Genomic DNA, 17606 nt, shown 5'->3' on the forward strand with positions numbered 1-17606 from the left:
AGAAAACACCAATGACAGCTACTCAGACTGAAAGATTGCTCACCACCCACAAAGCAATAGCCGAAGGTATTGCGCAGGAGATGGAGCGAGACTCGCGCGTATTTGTGATGGGCGAAGACGTAGGGGTTTATGGCGGTATTTTCGGTGGTACTGCCGACCTGTTTACTCAATTTGGAGCGGAACGGGTGATGGATACGCCTATTTCCGAAACCGCCTTTATCGGCGCGGCTACCGGTGCAGCTTTAGAAGGGTTGCGCCCGGTTGTAGAGCTAATGTTTGTGGACTTTTTCGGTGTCTGTATGGATCAGATTTACAACCATATGGCGAAAAACATCTATATGTCGGGCGGAACTTTAAAAATCCCGGTGGTGCTAACCACTGCCTATGGCGGAGGCTATAGCGATGCAGCGCAACATTCACAGGTTTTGTACGGGCTATTTGCCCATATACCGGGTCTTAAAATCGTGGTGCCTTCTAATGCCTACGATGCCAAAGGTTTGATGATTAGCGCCATTCGGGATGACAATCCGGTGATGTATTTTATGCACAAAGGGGTTATGGGCTTGGGCTGGATGACACCACTCCCAGAAGCAATAACCCATGTTCCTGAAGAGTCATACACCATTCCCTTCGGGAAAGCCGCCATCAAACGCAGCGGTGAACAGGTTACGATTGTAACGCTTGGCATTATGGTTCATCGGGCGATGGCTGCGGCAAAACAATTGGAGCAAGAAGGTATCAGCGCGGAAGTTATTGACCTACGCACACTCGTTCCGCTGGATGACGCTACCATTATCGAATCGGTCAAGAAAACGCACCGCTTGTTGATTGTGGACGAGGACTATTTGAGCTTCGGGATGAGCGGTGAAATCTGCGCTCGCGTAGTGGAAAACGCGCTTGATTATCTGGATGCGCCCATTAAACGATTGGCTGTACCAGATGTGCCGATTCCTTACAGCCGCCCGTTAGAGCAGTTTGTGCTGCCCAACGCCGAGAAAATCGCGGCTGCCGCCCGTTCGCTGGTACAACTTTAGGCTCAACTGTCAATTCTCTGCTCAGTATGTGGGCGAGGTTCGCCTCGCTTACTACTTATTTTGGTTTGACAGGAACTGTTAAGAGGGAAACTTAGATGCCACTTGAAGTAAAACTAGAGGATTGGTCTGCAAACAGCGATGCCAATGAAGCAGCCGTTTCAAACTGGTTTAAAAAACCCGGCGCAACGGTAAAAACAGGTGATTTGCTGGTTGAGTTGATTGTAGAAAAGGTTAGTTTTGAAGTGGAGTCGCCCTATGACGGGGTTCTTCTTGAAATAAAAGCCCCAGTCGGGCAGGTAGTCTCACCGGGTGCGCTTCTGGCAATTCTAGGAACTGTTGCTGAATGGGAGAAGCTAAACCGAACGACAGTCCCTCCTGCACAAAGCGCAACGCCCACACATGCGGCATCCGGCGCGAGTGAGGCTTCTGCCTCGCCTATTGCCAAACGCTTGATTCGCGATAATCGAATTACCCTTGAGCAAGTAGCGGCTTTTGTGGGTAGCGGTGTAAAACGCATTGGTGAAGAAGAAGTGCGGCGGTATCTAGCCGCGTTTGAGGCTTCACAATCATCCGGCGAAGAAGTAGTGCCATACGCGGGCTTGCGGCGTATAATCGGCGAACGCATGAGTCACAGTATGAAAGAACTGGCGCAACTAACCCTAACCAACGAATGCGATGTTACCGAACTGGTGCAGATAAGGGAATACTATAAGAGCAAGGGAGAAACATTCGGCTACACTGCGCTGATAGCCAAAGCAGTTGCACTGAGCTTGCCTGCTCACCCCTACCTTAACGCCACATTGGACGGCGATGAAATTCATCTCTACAGCACAATTAATCTTAGTATCGCAATGGACACCGATAAAGGGCTGATGGTTCCGGTTATCAAGAATGCCGGGAAACTATCGGCAAAACAAATAAACGGAGAAATTGAGCGCCTTTCTGAGCTTGCCCGTTCTGGAAATTTGGCGGTGGAAGACAGCAAAAGCGGCTCTTTTTCAATAACGAACTTAGGCGGTTATGACATAGATATTTTCACCCCGATTATTAATCCGCCTCAAGCGGCTGTGCTTGGTGTTGGTCGGATAGCTGACCGCGCAGGTGTAATAAACGGGCTGCTTGCCACGCGCAAGCTCATGTGGCTCAGCCTTACCTTCGATCATCGTTTGATTGATGGCGCACCTGCGGCTGCTTTTCTCAAGGATGTAAAGTTGAAGCTTGAGCAACCTGACATCCTATTCTCCTGAAAAACAAGGTCGTATAGCAGAAGTGCAGTATTCGGAATAACGAGTTCAAAACTTCAGCTTCTTGCCGAATGCGGACATGCTGCGCCGATGGAACAGCCCGCCACAATGACAGGATATATCGCGGAGAGGCTATGACCAAAGTAGGCATCATTGCTAACCCTTCTTCGGGCAAAGATATTCGCCGTATCGTTGCAGAAGCGTGGGTAGTAAGTAATCAGGAGAAAGTGGCAATTGTTCGCCGGTTATTGCGTGGTTTGGAAGCGGCAGGGGTAGAAGAGGTGCTATTCATGCCTGAGCCACGCGGTTTATGCATGGAAGCCTTGAACACTTTAGGTAGTACAGCGCTGATAGGCAAAGTGGTAGATGTTTACGTTACCGGCAAACAGGAAGATTCAACCAGAGCGGCTGCAAAAATGGTCGAAGATGGCGTGAATTGCATCATCACACTTGGGGGTGACGGTACAAATCGAGCGGTTTTCAAAGGTTGTGGCTCCAAAGCGCCATTGTTACCGATTTCTACCGGAACGAACAATGTCTTCCCCGAATTTCAGGAAGGTACAACCGCTGGTTTTGCTGCCGGGTTGCTGGCATGTGGGGTTATCAACCGGGATGAGGCATGCTGGCGTTCAAAGGTTTTGTTAGTAAAGAAAGAGGGGCAGGTAATAGACCTTGCTCTCATTGACCTCGCTCTTACAATTGATAGCTTTATCGGGGCAAGGGCTGTCTGGGATAGTGTAAACTTGCGGGAATTATTGCTGACGAGAGCGCAACCATGGAGTATAGGTCTATCAGCAATCGGCGGAGCGATTCATCCGGTATTCACCACCGATACCTTTGGGTTGCATATCTCTATAGGTCCTGGCAAAGAAGTGTTAGCACCCATAACACCCGGTATTTTCTCTAAAGTTAGTGTAAGCAGGGTGCAAAGGTTTAATCTGGGAGATGATTATCCTTTGGTGATTGAGCAACAAATGACTCTAGCCTTTGACGGTGAGCGTGACCTTGTTGCTAGACCGGGGGAAACCCTTATTATTCAACTCAGTCCCGATGGTCCATGGGTGCTTGACCCAACCCGTGCCTTGACTGCTGCGATTGGTAAAACTGCGCCCAAAATATTTGAAGAATGATTGATTTGGGAAAGGACAAGCCCAAAGCATGAAAAAAGGCGCTTTTCTTGCGCCCTTTTCTCTTATTCCTTTAGGATATAGGGTATTTACCAGAGGCTGATTACTGCTCGCCCTCTGGTCTGCGCTTTAAGTATTTTTTCCAAAATACCCGGTAGCTCATCCAAATTAGCATCAAAAGCAATTTCGGAAAGCTTGGCAGGTTTCCATTCTCCTGCAAGTTTCTCCCATACCTCACGCCGCCACCCCATCGGACATTCAGCCGAGTTTATGCCTAGCAAATTTACTCCACGCAAGATAAAGGGGAATACGGTAGTATTTAGCGCAATACCCCCGGTATTGCCACAAGCTGCAATTGAGCCAAAAGCTTTGGTAGTTCGCGCCAAATAAGCAAGTGTACTACCGCCTACATTATCAATGCCACCTGACCACCGCTCTTTTTCCATTGGGCGGTTACTTTCTGCCGATGCCTCGGCGCGACTGATAATTTCAGAAGCGCCCAAGCTCTTTAGGTAGGCATGTTCAGTTTCCTTACCGGTGCTGGCAGCTACAGTATAACCTAATCCTGCCAGTATATTTACCCCAATACTACCGACTCCACCCGTTGCGCCCGTAACTAGAACCGCGCCACTTTCGGGCTTAATCCCGGTCAATTGCAGCATGTGAATTGCCATTCCGGCGGTAAACCCGGCAGTACCAAGCATCATAGCTTCTTTCAGGCTCAATCCTTTTGGCAAGGGAACTAACCATTTTGCGGGGATTCTGGCATATTGCCCAAAGCCGCCATCGTGTGCCACCCCAATATCGTAACTGGTTGCGATAATTTCATCTCCCGCTTTGAAGTTAGGGTCTGAGGATTCTACTACTGTACCAGAAAGATCAATGCCGGGAATCATTGGAAACTTGCGTACAACTTTGCCATTCTCGCTGGCAGCAAGCCCATCTTTATAATTCACACAAGAGTAAGCTACTTTAACCAATACCTCGCCCTGCGATAGCTGATCAGTAGATACTTCTTGCAAACCTGAGCTAAAACCGGCATCTGTTTTGTTCACAACAAACGCGCTGAATACCTGCGACATTGTAGGTTCCTTTCTCAAACTACCAAGCTTTTTGGGAAATGTTATGCCAAATATTACCAGCGTTTAGAATTAGCCCTTGATAACAGGCAAGGTGCGAGTTGCCAATACCGAAATACGGGCTGCCATTTGTCGCGCTGCGTTCTTGAAGGCTTGCGCTACTGCTGAATCAGGCTCAGAAACTACTATCGGAACACCGTTATCGCCACCGATTCGAATACCGGTATCAAGCGGGATGTTACCCAAAAATGGGATGTTGCGTTTTTTCGACTCTATTTCAGCCTTGCCGTGATCAAAAATCTCGGTACGCATACCACAATGAGGACAGTTGAAATAGCTCATATTTTCAACAATACCCAGAATTGGCACGTGCATTTGCTGGAACATCGCAATTCCACGCACTGCATCACCCAACGCTACGTCTTGAGGAGTGCTGACAATTACTGCACCGCTCAGTTGCACCGATTGGGTCATAGTCAATTGGGCATCTCCGGTTCCGGGCGGCATATCCACGATAAAATAATCAAGCGTACCCCATTCCACATCACGCATTAATTGTTGCAAAGCACCGTGAACCATTGGTCCGCGCCAAATCATACTGCTGCCCGGTGGTACAAGAAAGCCGATTGACATCATTTTTACGCCATACGCTTCAATTGCGCCGATTTTATCAGCTGAAACTTGTTTTGGCTTTTCGCTGCTACCCATCATCATGGGAATATTAGGTCCGTAGATGTCGGCATCAAGCAAACCGACTCTCGCGCCATCCTGAGCCAAAGCAACGGCAAGGTTTACGCTCACCGTAGATTTACCAACGCCACCCTTACCACTCGATATTGCAATAATATTCTTGACATTAGGCAACAACTGTTCCTGTTGACCATTGGGGTTCTGGCGACCCATCCGAACATCTGCGTCAAAGTTTATCTTTATAGCGCCTGCTCCGGGAACCATACTACGAATGGCATCGGTACTTTGTTTTTCCATAACACCCTTCAAAGGGCAAGCAGGGGTGGTAAGCATAATGGTAAAGGTGATATTGTTCCCCTCGATTTTGAGGTTACGTATCATCTTCCGGCTCACCAAATCACCGCCCAATTCAGGCTCTTGGACGGTACTAAGCGCTTTTAGCACAATTTCTTCATTTATAGTAGGCATCTATTATATATTCTCCTCTATATAGGTTATCTATTTTAATAGCTTTTACAAGCATACTGAGAATTATAGCATTTTTGTAAAGGCAAAATGTAGCAAACGCTTCCTAATTAATAAAATTACTAAAACATTATACGAAATCTAAATCAGGAATGCGCGGCTTTATTTTACCGGGATTTCTTGCGGTAGGGCAGCATTAAAAGCATTTTTCAGAAAATAATTCAGCGTTACAAACTCATCAATGGTAAACTGGTGACTTCCGATAAATTCATAAAGTTGGGTCGGAATACCGGCAGCTTTTAGCTGTTTATATACGGCACGTCCCGCTTGAGGCGGTATCATAAAATCATAAATACCATGTGCAATCAACGTGGGCGTGTTGCTATCTGCAAAATCCCGAAGGTCTTTTCCTAACGTGCCTCGGTCATTTGCATAATAATTATCGAGATTCAGAATATTGGATGAGTCGAACGAGGTATCGGCTACCATAAAACCGCTCAGAGAAAAAAGCCCTGCCAATTTATCCGGGTAACGAATACCAGCATCTAAAGCTGCCATCGCACCAACACTAAAACCGCCCAGCGCTATACGATTTGCGGGTAAGTTATAACGCACTTTGAGTTCATCCAGCAAAGCATTGACATAGGGACGAGCATTAGCAACTTGTGTCGCCAAATTTGAGAGAAAGAACCCATCGTATTTAAGGTTGAACCAGCTAAATAACGCGCCGGGAACTTTAAACGGGGCGCATGGAAATACAAAACGATATTCAAGGCTATTAATCAAGGGGGTATATAGAGAATAAGTTTCGCCCCATTCGCCCCATCCATGCAAAATCACCACGATAGGCATATCTGCTCGCTCAAATAATGGCGATACTTCAACACAATTCAATCCCGCCGCTTTAAATCGCTTGATGTTCATAATCATCCTGTTCAGTGCTATACCCGTTTTTTCATAAGTCCACATGTCATTTCCATCACTATCACCGTGATAGTGAGGTAAACCCTCTACAAATTATTGGCTTGCTTGCATTATTGCAGGCTTAAAGCTCTCCAAATGAGGAGTTGTAGGGGGTATCTTTCTCAGGGTCTTTCTCTGTCAGAATCCCAAAGTCCAATAATTTTTGTACCAGACCCTCATTGAGCTTGAGATTTTTTTCGTGCTTTATTTGTTCCAGCGTTTTTTCAATCGGTTTGCCGTCAAAATAATCTAATGTATCGTATAAAGCAACAGGCATATTAATCGGGTCGAGGGGACTATAACCGCTAACTATAATAGAGGCTTCTAGTTGCTCTATTACTTTGAATTTCGCTTTGTAAAGTGCAATCGGTAAGGTTTTAGTGTTGCGTTTTAAATTAGCGGCTTCCAGCAAGCGGCGATAAGCTTCAAGTTTTACTCCACCGGCTTCCGCTATTTGTTGCCAACTCAGGGTTTCAACCAGTCGCGCACATTCAATATAAAATTCTTTTTCGCGCCCTAACCATGTACCCCATGCTTGTTGATACACTTCCGGTTCGATTGTGTTTCTGGGTGGTAAAAAACTATCATAGGAAAGCGGAAAAAGATAAGCCAACGACTCGATACCGGGGTCAAGTTGCAATACACACCAGTGTACAACGGTTGTCTCGATTACATTTAAGAACTCGTGCATAGCTTTCCAGAACTCACGCGCTACCTGACCGCGTTGGTGCTTGCAGAACCAAGTGGTACAAACCGAGTTCCGGTTAGTCCATAAACCACACAAACCACCCTCTACAATGTAATGGGGGCAGCGCATTTCAAGGTTCTGCCCGAAATCTTTCGGGTTATCTCTATACTGTTTTGTGTATTTATCGGGTTTGCCTACACCAAACGGGGTTATGGCTTCTTTTGCTTCGATACGGGCTTCCACTCCTTGCTTGCCGAAGTCGGCTGGAGGAGCGGAGTCAAGCAAGATTCGCCCAACTAGAAAATTGGGCAATTCGGGTAAATAGGTACAGCATTTGGTTAGCGGGTTGTAGAAGCCGATTGTTTCTTTAGCTTGGGCTCTGCTACTTCCCGAACACATTGCACAATTATCACAGGTAGTAGGTTTTTCACCTTCTATTTCATCGGTAATTATTTCCTTGAGCCATTTTGCATATAGTGGTGGCAATGCCCCCATTATGAACCTGCTTTCAAATCCTGCAACAAATTCTATTTATAAAGTGGTAGCCCTTCGCGTACCCATGCCATAATACCGCCGACAAGATTTGATAAATGGGTAAAACCTTGCGCCGATAACATACCGGCAGCGTAACCGCTCCGACCACCGCTTTGGCAAACAAGAAGAATTTCGCGTTCTTTTGCGCCAAGTTCGGCGATGCGAATCTCAAGCTGACCCAGTGGGATTAATACGCTATCTTTTATATGCCCATCCGCATATTCATTAGGTTCTCTTACATCCACTATCAATGGATTAGACTCTTTAATGAGTTGTGCAGCCTGATTTGGTAATATATCGGAATATGATTTTTTGAAGGTTTCATGAAGATTACTCATGTCTGGCTAGAACTCCTTTTCCCCAATAATTTTAATATCCACGTTATGCTGTCAGATATTTTACATCTAAAAGGTAATCAACTATACAAATATTCTTCCATATTGTCTATCACCGCTGAACAATATTTTATCAATTTTATCGGTATGGAGTAGTCTGGTATAATCTGCCAAACAGATAAGCCATTTTCGACAGGAGCTTAGGTTGAAACGTCCGGGATTATTCCAACAAAGCGTAATAATATTTCTTTCAAGTCTGTTTCTGCTGTTCATTTTTCACCAATTGCCCTTCACCTATAAGGTTGAGATAGGTTCTCAAGACGATAACTGGAATATTCGCAGCGGGTTTGGTGAGCGTGAAAAAAACGATTTTTTCGCTTTTCGCTGGACTATTGATAGCGCTGCTCAATTAAGAATCCCGGATGTAGGCTTTCCCAGCAGAATCGGAGTTGTAGGGGTTGCCCCTCGCCCGGATAACTCCAGCCCACTTTCTGAAATTTCTACCAACGGTGCAGGAGAATCATTTTCATTTTCGGCGGAAAAAGCCAGTTACCCACCCGATAAAAATGGTCGCCTGACCTTTGAAACTTCGGGCGCGGCTCCGGCATTAAACCTTACCGCAAACAAACTTTATATTACAGCAGAGCTTTTCCAGCCCAAAGGCGACCCGCGCTCTCTAGGGTTGGCTATCAGTCAAGTATATGTAAAGCCTGTGCCGGGACGATTTGGGGTGGTTTTGCCTCCGTTGGCATGGTGGTTTGGGAGCGCATTAATACCGCTTTTGCTCTTCCTACTATTTACTCATTTTCAAGAGAAACGCTGGCGATATATCGGGGCAGTTTTGGGTTTGGCTTGCCTGGTAATATTGAGAATAATTGCGCCAGAATGGAATGCGGTAAACGTAGCCGGAATTGTTTGGGGTGTGGCGATTCCTTTGATTGTTTACCTGATTGCCGGAAATAAAAAAGCTGAATGGCTGATATTAACGCAAATTGCCGGTATCATGCTGGTTTTCTACGGTATGACGCTGGCTCCTTTCACCTTGTCTTTGCTGATAACAGCAGGTTTACTATCTCTTGTTTTAGGTTGGAAAAACGGTTTCAGGCAGCATGCCCCAAACCTCGCATTTCTAATTAGTATTTCGGCAGGGACAGCGTGGGGGTTGTGGCAAGGGCAATTACCCCGTAGCGATGATATTCCAAATTATCATCTCTATTGGATAAATGAACTTGACCGACTAATGAGAATGGGGAATCTATACCCACGTTGGGCTTCCAGTTTTTCATGGGGGCTTGGTAATGCTACTTTTAATTTTTACCCGCCGTTGGCACGCTACCTACCGGAGCTTTTCCATCTACAGGGCATGAGCTTCAATAGCGCGGTAATGTTTACCCAACATGCGACACTGGTTTTTGGGATGTTCGGTAGTTATTTCTGGGCTGCTTCTTTGCTTGGAGATAGACGCGCTGCCTTAGTGGCAGGGGTTGCATTTGGCTATTTCCCCTTTAATATTGCATACATTTATGAAGGCGGCGGTCTAAGTAATAGCTATGCCGGAGCGTTGTTTCCTTGGTTTTTCTGGCAACTTGGCGCAACGGTGCAATCTCCTGAGAAGCGCAGTCACGCCGTTTGTACTGGCATATTTGGCGCTGCCCTTGCGCTTAGCAATTTGCCGCAATTATTATTGGCAATACCGCTCACGCTTATTTATCTTGTTTGTTTGATATTTGCATGCCGCTTTTCCGCAAACCCATTCAAGCCTCTTCTTTTAATCGGCAATTTAGTATTAGCTGGCGCATTAGCTTTTGGTTTAAGCGCATTTTTTCTGCTTTCTGCTTTCCTCGAAAAAGGTATAGCAGGGTTGGCTTACACCGGACAAGGCAGGGATTTTTACGCCCGTTTGCCTGAGAATCTGGCACTTTGGCGACCCCTATTTCCAAACATGACCAATTATGCTTTGTTAGGTACTTTGCATTATTTACTTGCGCTGTGTGGCTTTATTCTTTTGTTAACCTTACGCACTCCTAAAATAGTGCGTTTTAATGCGGGAATTTTACTGGGGCTATTGGCGATAACATTTTTCTTCCAGTTGCCCTCCTCTTCTTTTTTCTGGGATAGCTTTCAACTTTTTAGCTCAGTTCAATTTACTTCACGGCTGCTATCACCCGCTGCTGCATTCGCTTCACCTCTCATTGCAGCGTTAGTTACACGACAATTAGCCGATAAGCAAGAGAAAAGGCAAGCTCTAATTGCACGAAGTATGGGCGGGATTATTATTATAGCTTTGATGGCATATGGCTGTTTTAATAATTTCAATGTAGCCTATTGGTCGCCTACCTTTGATGGCTCTATCAGCCTGAAAGCTTTGACCGAACAGGTAAACAAGGGCGATATTATGTACCTACCCTCCAAGTTGGTAGATATAAATGCCGTGACGCGCTATATTGAACCGACTTTTAATGATAAGCGTGTAACCGGGCAAAATGAGAATCTTAAATGGGAGTCTAAATCTTCCGATACTTACCTTTTGACTGCGGTTTCCTCAACCCCTGCAAACGTAACGATACCGCTTTTCTGGTATGATAATTGGTGGAAAGCAGTGGATGAGCAAGGGCGTGAATATGTGTTACAGCCAACTGCCAAAACCTCGCTGGTAACGCTGGACATACCAAACGGTACAAACCGAATTACTATCAAGCTTCAAGATTCTGCGATAAGAGTTGCCGGAAATTTGATAAGCATTTTAACTTTTTTGATTTTGGTAGCGTCACTTATTTTAGCCTCCTACCGTAGAAAAGGGCTAAAGCCAAAGCTATTGAAAAGGGAACAGGGCGAAGTTGAGAGAAAGCAAAGAAGAAAAGCGGTCTGAGATTGGGTTAAGCCCATCAATTGAACCTACACTGGATAAAACTAAGTTGCAGCGTTTTTTGAAAAGATATTCAAATTGGCTTTCATTTTGTTTTTTTCTGGTGACTTCTTGCATTCAGTTGTTTCCATTGCCAACCAACCTTACCAATACTCTTTTTGACCTCGGCGACCCGGCAGATTCAACCTACCGCATCAGCGCTATTGCCAACAATCTTTTGCATAATCCCCTCAATTTATATCAAACTAACGCGCTGTATCCAGCGGCAAATGCCATTGCTTTGGATGAATTATTGACCGGAAACGCGCTATTGGTTGCGCCGTTGGTTTGGCTAACCAATAATCCGATACTAGCGTTTAATTTTTTGATTCTGGCAGCCTATGTTTTGAGCGGGTTTTCAATGTGGTTGGTGGTAGTAAAGCTAACCGGAAGTAAAGCTGCCGGTTTGGTAGCAGGCTTGATTTACGCTTTCTCTCCATGGCATATGTCGCATTATGCACATGTTGGCATAACTTCTCAGCAATGGATGATATTTGCCCTCTATTTCTTGCTGCTTTATCTTGAAAAATCCCCGTTTAGCCGACGAGCTTTTGTCAACCTTAGCTTATTCGCCCTCTTTTTCTGGCTGCAAATCTTGGTGGCAGGTTATCTGGCTTTTTTTGCAGCAATAATGTTCAGTATTTACCTGTTATATCACTTTGGCTTTAAGAGTGGTCTAGTTGGGTATTTGTTGGCTAAAATAGCGCGAAGCCATTCTAAAAAAGCCGCACCTGAGTATAAGAAACTGGCTGTTCAATTGCTATCGCTGGCTGGAATTGCCGTTGTTATTCTGGCGGCAGTGTTGCCTTTCGTGTTGCCCTTTCTGGAAAACCAGCAGAAATATGAGTTTAAACGCAGTTTGCAAGAAGCACGCTATTGGAGCGCAGCCCCACAGAGTCTTTTACAAACCAATCCGCAAAGCTGGCAATACCGCTCTATAGAGCGCGGCATTTTTAACCTTCAAACCAGCGCCGAACGCGCAATGTATCCGGGCTTGTCGGTGTTAGCGTTAGCAGTTTTGGGCTTAGCCTTAGCAAGAAAGCAAGGCGGCGCACGATGGGCTTTTGCGCTGGTAGCGTTGGCTGGTTTGCTACTTACATTTGGACCTGCTTTGAACCTTGATAACTATGGGCAAAATCCTACCGATATTACGCTACCATACAGTTGGCTATACCAGATAGTGCCGGGCTTTGATTCATTGCGTGTGCCTTTCCGATTTGCTCAGTTGCTGATGTTAGGCTTGGCAGTGTGCGCCGGATATGGAGTTGCCGCTTTACAACGATTAAAGTGGAATAGTAAAGTAGTTGCGCCCGTTTTGGTAGGGCTTATAGCAATATCGCTTGTGACAGTAGATTTTTTTGCACCCGGTTGGCCCTTTTCACGCCCTCCCATAACAGTTGGCTTGAACGAAAATGCGCCTGAACTATATAAATGGTTTGCGAATGCGCCGGAGGCTAATTTGATAGTTCCGCTTGATGCCTTGATGGTTGACCTTCCCTTGAGCGGTTCTAATTCTGTCAACACGCGCCCTGATTACCTCGTTTATGGGTTAGAACTTAAACGTCCCCTACTCAACGGCAGCGCCAATATTTTACCCACTGGCTATAGCCGTATGCTAAATGAGTTAAACGATTTCCCCGCTGACGGCAGTATAGATATGCTAGAGGGTTTGGGCGTTAAATTTGCGGTAATCCATAAAGCAGCGCTAACTGAAGCGGCAAAAAAAGCCTTACCCGCTTTTTATGGAGCAAACGGCAGGTTGGAAGTGGTGAAAGACTTTAACGAACAAATGCTAGTTCGTTTGAAACCGAGCGGACGCTACATAGGAGCGGCAATACTACTGCCACCCGGAGCTAAGGTGCTATTGCCGGAAGACCCAAAGGCTAAAAACCTAGCTTTACATGCGTTGCCGGGTTTGTTAGGCAACCCATCTGGAGTGAAATTTTACACGCCATACCGCAGCATTTATAGTGATTTGCAACAGGTACAACAGGCGACTTCAAATACCGTTTATGATTACGCCTTTATCTATCGTTGGGTTTCGTCGCAAACTTACGGTTTTTACCCTTCCGAAATTATCTGGCAAAATGAATTTGTACAGCTATTTCAAAAAACCAAACCTTAACTGCTTTTAGTTTGCTATTTATTTCCCCTCTGTGTTGTTTACAGGTGGTATAACACGCGGCGTTTGTGGCACAGGAGTTGGGCTTGCAACCCTAGGAGCGGCTACAGGCTGTATAACTTTGGGAGCTACAGTAACTGGCGGAATAACTTTAGGCACTACAACATTTTGTGAACCCGGAAAAACAATCGGCACAGACTTCGGTAGCGGCGGCTGAATAATAACCTCTGTCGGCACTTCGTCTGTAGGTACTGGCGCGGGGTCATTCTTATCGGTGGCTCCTTGCTTCGCAAATTCATCTACATCAGCACGCAAGATAGCTTCCACATTTTCAGAAAATTTCGGAAAAGCGCTATCGTGGTCTTTAAATTTTGAATAGGGTCCGATAAGACTAACAAATTCCCAACCCTCTATTTTAAGCAATTCAGAAAAACGACGATTATGTCTCCAGTTATCCCCAAATTTGAAGAACTGGTCAATGCCGCTGGCGATTGTTACCATTAAACTAATAGTAACGGTAACAATAGTTAGCACATATTTAGCCCACTCTGGAAATACACTCGCCTGTGTATTCAAGCTAACGAGAGTAGCAACAATTGCGCTACCGATTATGATGAAAATTCTGAAATCGTTATAGCGTTTCTTAGTATTTCTTGCTTCCCGGCTCATATAATTAACTTGGTCAAGCCAACGGTCTCGTAAAATATTTTTATGCAAGGGAGTCAGTTCTAACTGTTCGATAAGTTCTAGGAGTTTCTCAGCGCTTGACCTTGTATTTTTTGGTTTTTTCTCTGCCATTTTATTACTCCTGCTTATAATGACTTAATAATCGCCGGAGAACCACATCCCTATTGTCGTATAAATTCACCTTGAATAGCAAGCCACTCTGCACTAATTTTGTTGCCCTTTCTTCCAATTGCTCTCCGTCGATTGTTCTAGCAAGTACATCGGCGGTTCGTCCACTGCCTTGTACCACTGCCACATGTCGCCCAGATTCTACACTTTGCGCTACATCGCGATAAGCAACCTCTCCGCCATTAATCAGAATTGTGAGGCTTGGAAACTTCGCAGAAATTTGTATAGCCGCTTGTGACATCCATGGGATTTCGTCACCCCAATTTGAACCGGGAATCAGCAAAAAATGAGTGTGGTTTTGCTCAAGGTCTGTGGTGTATTCTGGACGTATTGTGCCGGGAATATAAGCAAGTTTTTCAGGGACTACTCCGAGCAACGGAAATGAGGCGTTTCGTTCTGCTCTGGCATTTCCCATTAATCGTATTACGCCCGCATCGGTAGCACCATCAATTACCACTGCCCCTAATCGCTCAGCCAGTTCCACCAGCGCCTCTGAAAAAAAACGCTTTTGGGTTTCGTACTGTGCAGGCTCCATCTTGCCTGCCCCTCCCACCAGAACAATGACAGGCGCGGTTTTATTCAAACCTAGAAAGCGCAAATAGTCTTTCAGATTTTCTAAATGGGTAGCTTGAATTGCTAATGCGCCAGATTTATTCTCAAAAGAAATAGGGAAAACTTTAGGCATATCGTATTTGTGCGAGCGCATATATAGTACACTCCATAGCGAAATAAAGCCAAGAATTGCGGTTACAGGCAAATTAATTCTTTGGGAGAGCGCGGCAATACATCTGCGCCCGTTGCTGTAACCAGCAAATCATCTTCGATTCTAACGCCGCCCCAATTGCTATAATACAATCCCGGCTCAACCGTTACTATCATTCCCGGTTCGAGGGGCGTAGTATCTAGCATGGACAGGAAAGGCGCTTCATGTACTTCCCGACCTAGACTATGACCGAGGCTGTGCAAGAAATAATCCAGTTCTCCGGCTTTCTCGAATATCCGGCGCGAAACACCATCCACCTCTTTGCATATTGCGCCCGGTTTTACCGCTTCAACTCCTGCCAATTGTGCCGAAAGCACCAGATTGTAAATTTCACGCTGGCGCGAGTCGGGTTCACCAACAAAGACAGTACGGGTAATATCCGAATTATAGCCCTGAAAATGCGCTCCAAAATCAATAGTGACAAATTCGCCCTTCTGAATAGCCTTCTCGCTGGCACGACCATGCGGTAGAGAGCTACGCCAACCACTTGCTACGATTGTGTCAAAGGCGTTGCGCTCTGCACCCAATCGGCGCATTGTAAATTCCAGTTCGATAGCCACATCACGTTCGGTTATACCCGGCTTGATAAAGCCTAGAATATGCTCAAAAGCATCATCGGCAATTGCCACCGCCCTTTTAATTAACGCCACCTCTTGCGGGTCTTTGCAACGCCGCAATTTGGAAATATCACCGATAGTTGGTATCCAATTAATGCCGGGTAATATATCAGTCCAGTTTTTGTATTCCGCAAAGGTTAAATGTTCTGCCTCAAACCCCATACGTTCAATTCCTAGCCGTTTGATTTCAACCGCTACATTTTCTTCATAAGGGCGTTGAATACGGATTACATTCCAGCCTTGCGCTTGAGCAGTTGCCTGTTCGGTATAACGCCCGTCGGTAAATAATATTGCTTCTGTAGCAGTAATTAGCAAGAAGCCGTAACTGCCGGTAAACCCGCTCAGATATGCCCGATTTTCCGGCTTAGTTACAAAGGCAGCCTCAAAATTACCATTATTTTGTGACAGATACTCACGTACCCGACTTAAACGTTCGCTGGTCATATTTCACCTTTTATATTCGTACTACCAAAAAAGTCTAAATGAAGCTATTATTTGGTCACAGTTGGACTCGGCTTAGCACGAACTTTACCCTGTTTAATATCATCAATCATAGTCTGCGCCAATTTAGAAGCTTCAGTATTAGGCGAGAGGGTTAATACCTTTTCCAGATATGCCACTGCCGCCTGTGGTGGGTCATTAAGATATAGAGTTGTACCCAACCATATCAATGCCGACACATTATTTCCATCATCACTCAGAACACTACGAAAAGCTTGTTCGGCTTGTTTTAGTCTCTGGGTTTGGAGGTAAGCGGTGCCGAGACTGATATAGGCTACGTGGCGATCATCGGCAGAAACCTTGTCGGTAGAAGTATTAGCAATAGTAACCGATAGTTCAAAAGCCGATATTGCGGCGGCATAATCCAATTTGCAATCTTGATTATAAGTACCCCAATCCATCTGATTAACAAAATCATTAGGGTTCTGACGAAGCGCTTGTCTCAAACGGTTTTCTTCTACCGGGTCGGTACAACTTTGACTGGTAGAAGCCACATTTGATGGATTTGCAGAATTTTGGTGGACAAATGCAAAAATACTACCCGCTCCTACACTTAAGGCAAGTAAGCCTAGCATTATATAGCGTAAAACGGGTGGTGCAGGTGGAGAGCTTTGTTTTGAACCTGAGGGGGGTTTTAACCGATTCTGCTCTTCGCTTCCAATTTTAGAATTAACTTGTGTTTGCCGCTTTTCGGTTGAATTATCCATAGCAGTGGTGTTATAACTTTCTAATGAGCGAATTTGTATATACATTACTTTTATAGCATGTTAACATCAGGTCGTTGAAGCGTCAACGCTAGATAAGTAAAGGTATGATTAATGAAAAATGGGCGCAGGTCGTTGACGGGTCATATTCCAAGTTAGATTGTTGTATTTCTCGGTTAGCAGCCTTGCAGCAAGCTCATTTTCAGATGGGGTAACTGTATCTTCCAGCAGATTTACCCCCAACCCTTCCGCAAACCCGCTTATAAATGTCCTTTCGATTTCCTCAAAAGCAATTTCATAACCTAATATCTGGCTGATGCTACACAATCTTGCGCCAACCTGTTCTATTGCTTCTGCTCTATTTAATCTAGGAGGAGGCTTCAAGGCAGTAAAGAGCCTTTCCATATCAACTGAAACCAATATTGTGCCTTGCTGTAGCATAACATTGCCACGGCGGGCTTGTGCGCTGCCGATTACTTTTCGCCCCTGATAGGTCACCTCATAGGCGCTTGGCGCGTCAAAACAAGCGGCGGTATTGGCAACTACTTTAGCATTTTCTTTTCCGGCAAGGCTGGCTTCAATCCCTAGATTTTTCAACCCTACTAATAAAGCAGCGCTAATCCGACGATATGACTCAAGAATTCCGCCTAAGATTTCGGGTTCATCTCCGGCTGCGATTACGCTATAGGTTAACTCGCTGCTTTCATGTAGAATTGCGCGTCCTCCCGTTGGTCTTCTGACCCAATCAACCGAAAGGTTTTTGCAACCATCAAAATCCACCTCACGCTCGGCGCGTTGAGCGTAGCCCAACGTGAGACAAGCTGGTTGCCAGCTATAAAACCTGATAATCGGCAACGGTTTCTCATTATTCAAATGTTGGGCAAGATAGCTTTCGAGCAAAGCCTCATCCAACGCCATATTCCACGCGCCAGAGTTATGCCCGCTTCTGATAAGTCTCCAATTATTTTTGTTACACATAG

The 17606-nt window shown here is 45.4% G+C and carries 15 protein-coding genes; 5 read left to right on the forward strand and 10 right to left on the reverse strand.

What is annotated here, in order from left to right:
- The first annotated feature begins 11 nt into the window (after positions 1–11).
- The 3 genes from WCK19_RS09685 to WCK19_RS09695 all read left to right on the forward strand — a co-directional run bounded on the left by WCK19_RS09685 (position 12) and on the right by WCK19_RS09695 (position 3408).
- Positions 12–1034 carry an alpha-ketoacid dehydrogenase subunit beta gene (locus tag WCK19_RS09685; RefSeq protein ID WP_342397169.1) on the forward strand — a complete coding sequence of 341 codons (1023 nt, stop codon included), beginning with the start codon at positions 12–14 and terminating at the stop codon, positions 1032–1034.
- 95 nt (positions 1035–1129) lie between these two features.
- On the forward strand, positions 1130–2281 hold the full coding sequence (locus tag WCK19_RS09690; protein WP_342397170.1) for a dihydrolipoamide acetyltransferase family protein: 1152 nt from the start codon (positions 1130–1132) through the stop codon (positions 2279–2281).
- Between the two features lie 131 nt (positions 2282–2412).
- Complete coding sequence (locus tag WCK19_RS09695) at positions 2413–3408, forward strand: NAD(+)/NADH kinase (RefSeq protein WP_342397171.1); 996 nt, start codon at positions 2413–2415, stop codon at positions 3406–3408.
- A gap of 86 nt (positions 3409–3494) precedes the next feature.
- On the opposite strand, the gene WCK19_RS09700 is transcribed toward WCK19_RS09695, so the two are convergent.
- From WCK19_RS09700 to WCK19_RS09720, 5 genes are all read right to left on the reverse strand, one after another.
- Entirely contained in the window at positions 3495–4487 is a 993-nt protein-coding gene (locus WCK19_RS09700) for an oxidoreductase (RefSeq protein WP_342397172.1), read from the reverse strand.
- A 69-nt stretch (positions 4488–4556) separates the two neighbouring features.
- Positions 4557–5642: an Mrp/NBP35 family ATP-binding protein gene (locus WCK19_RS09705; protein ID WP_342397173.1), complete on the reverse strand. Its 1086-nt coding sequence runs from the start codon at positions 5640–5642 to the stop codon at positions 4557–4559.
- 159 nt (positions 5643–5801) lie between these two features.
- Positions 5802–6563, reverse strand: a complete 762-nt coding sequence (locus WCK19_RS09710; protein WP_342397174.1) for a hypothetical protein — start codon at positions 6561–6563, stop codon at positions 5802–5804.
- Positions 6564–6684: 121 nt separating this feature from the next.
- Positions 6685–7785 (reverse strand): hypothetical protein, encoded by a 1101-nt coding sequence (locus tag WCK19_RS09715; RefSeq protein WP_342397175.1) that lies wholly within the window; start codon positions 7783–7785, stop codon positions 6685–6687.
- A 32-nt stretch (positions 7786–7817) separates the two neighbouring features.
- The gene (locus tag WCK19_RS09720; RefSeq protein WP_342397176.1) at positions 7818–8162 is read right to left on the reverse strand and encodes a rhodanese-like domain-containing protein; all 345 of its coding nucleotides are present in this window, start codon (positions 8160–8162) and stop codon (positions 7818–7820) included.
- A 202-nt stretch (positions 8163–8364) separates the two neighbouring features.
- Between WCK19_RS09720 and WCK19_RS09725 the strand changes: the two genes are divergently transcribed.
- Positions 8365–11028, forward strand: coding sequence for a hypothetical protein (locus tag WCK19_RS09725; RefSeq protein ID WP_342397177.1), 2664 nt, complete (start codon positions 8365–8367; stop codon positions 11026–11028).
- 127 nt (positions 11029–11155) lie between these two features.
- The gene (locus WCK19_RS09730; RefSeq protein ID WP_342397178.1) at positions 11156–13189 is read left to right on the forward strand and encodes a hypothetical protein; all 2034 of its coding nucleotides are present in this window, start codon (positions 11156–11158) and stop codon (positions 13187–13189) included.
- Positions 13190–13207: 18 nt separating this feature from the next.
- Here the strand turns inward: WCK19_RS09730 and WCK19_RS09735 are convergent, their stop codons facing one another.
- The 5 genes from WCK19_RS09735 to WCK19_RS09755 form a co-directional block, all read right to left on the reverse strand.
- Entirely contained in the window at positions 13208–13984 is a 777-nt protein-coding gene (locus WCK19_RS09735) for a DUF4231 domain-containing protein (RefSeq protein WP_342397179.1), read from the reverse strand.
- Positions 13985–13988: 4 nt separating this feature from the next.
- The gene (locus tag WCK19_RS09740; protein WP_342397180.1) at positions 13989–14747 is read right to left on the reverse strand and encodes a hypothetical protein; all 759 of its coding nucleotides are present in this window, start codon (positions 14745–14747) and stop codon (positions 13989–13991) included.
- Positions 14748–14788: 41 nt separating this feature from the next.
- On the reverse strand, positions 14789–15865 hold the full coding sequence (locus tag WCK19_RS09745) for a Xaa-Pro peptidase family protein (protein ID WP_342397181.1): 1077 nt from the start codon (positions 15863–15865) through the stop codon (positions 14789–14791).
- A gap of 47 nt (positions 15866–15912) precedes the next feature.
- Positions 15913–16674, reverse strand: a complete 762-nt coding sequence (locus WCK19_RS09750) for a hypothetical protein (RefSeq protein WP_342397182.1) — start codon at positions 16672–16674, stop codon at positions 15913–15915.
- A gap of 63 nt (positions 16675–16737) precedes the next feature.
- Positions 16738–17604: a biotin/lipoate A/B protein ligase family protein gene (locus WCK19_RS09755; protein ID WP_342397183.1), complete on the reverse strand. Its 867-nt coding sequence runs from the start codon at positions 17602–17604 to the stop codon at positions 16738–16740.
- Positions 17605–17606: the final 2 nt, after the last annotated feature.

Origin of the sequence: Candidatus Chlorohelix sp. (assembly GCF_037138995.1) — a bacterium.
GTDB lineage: Bacteria > Chloroflexota > Chloroflexia > Chloroheliales > Chloroheliaceae > Chlorohelix.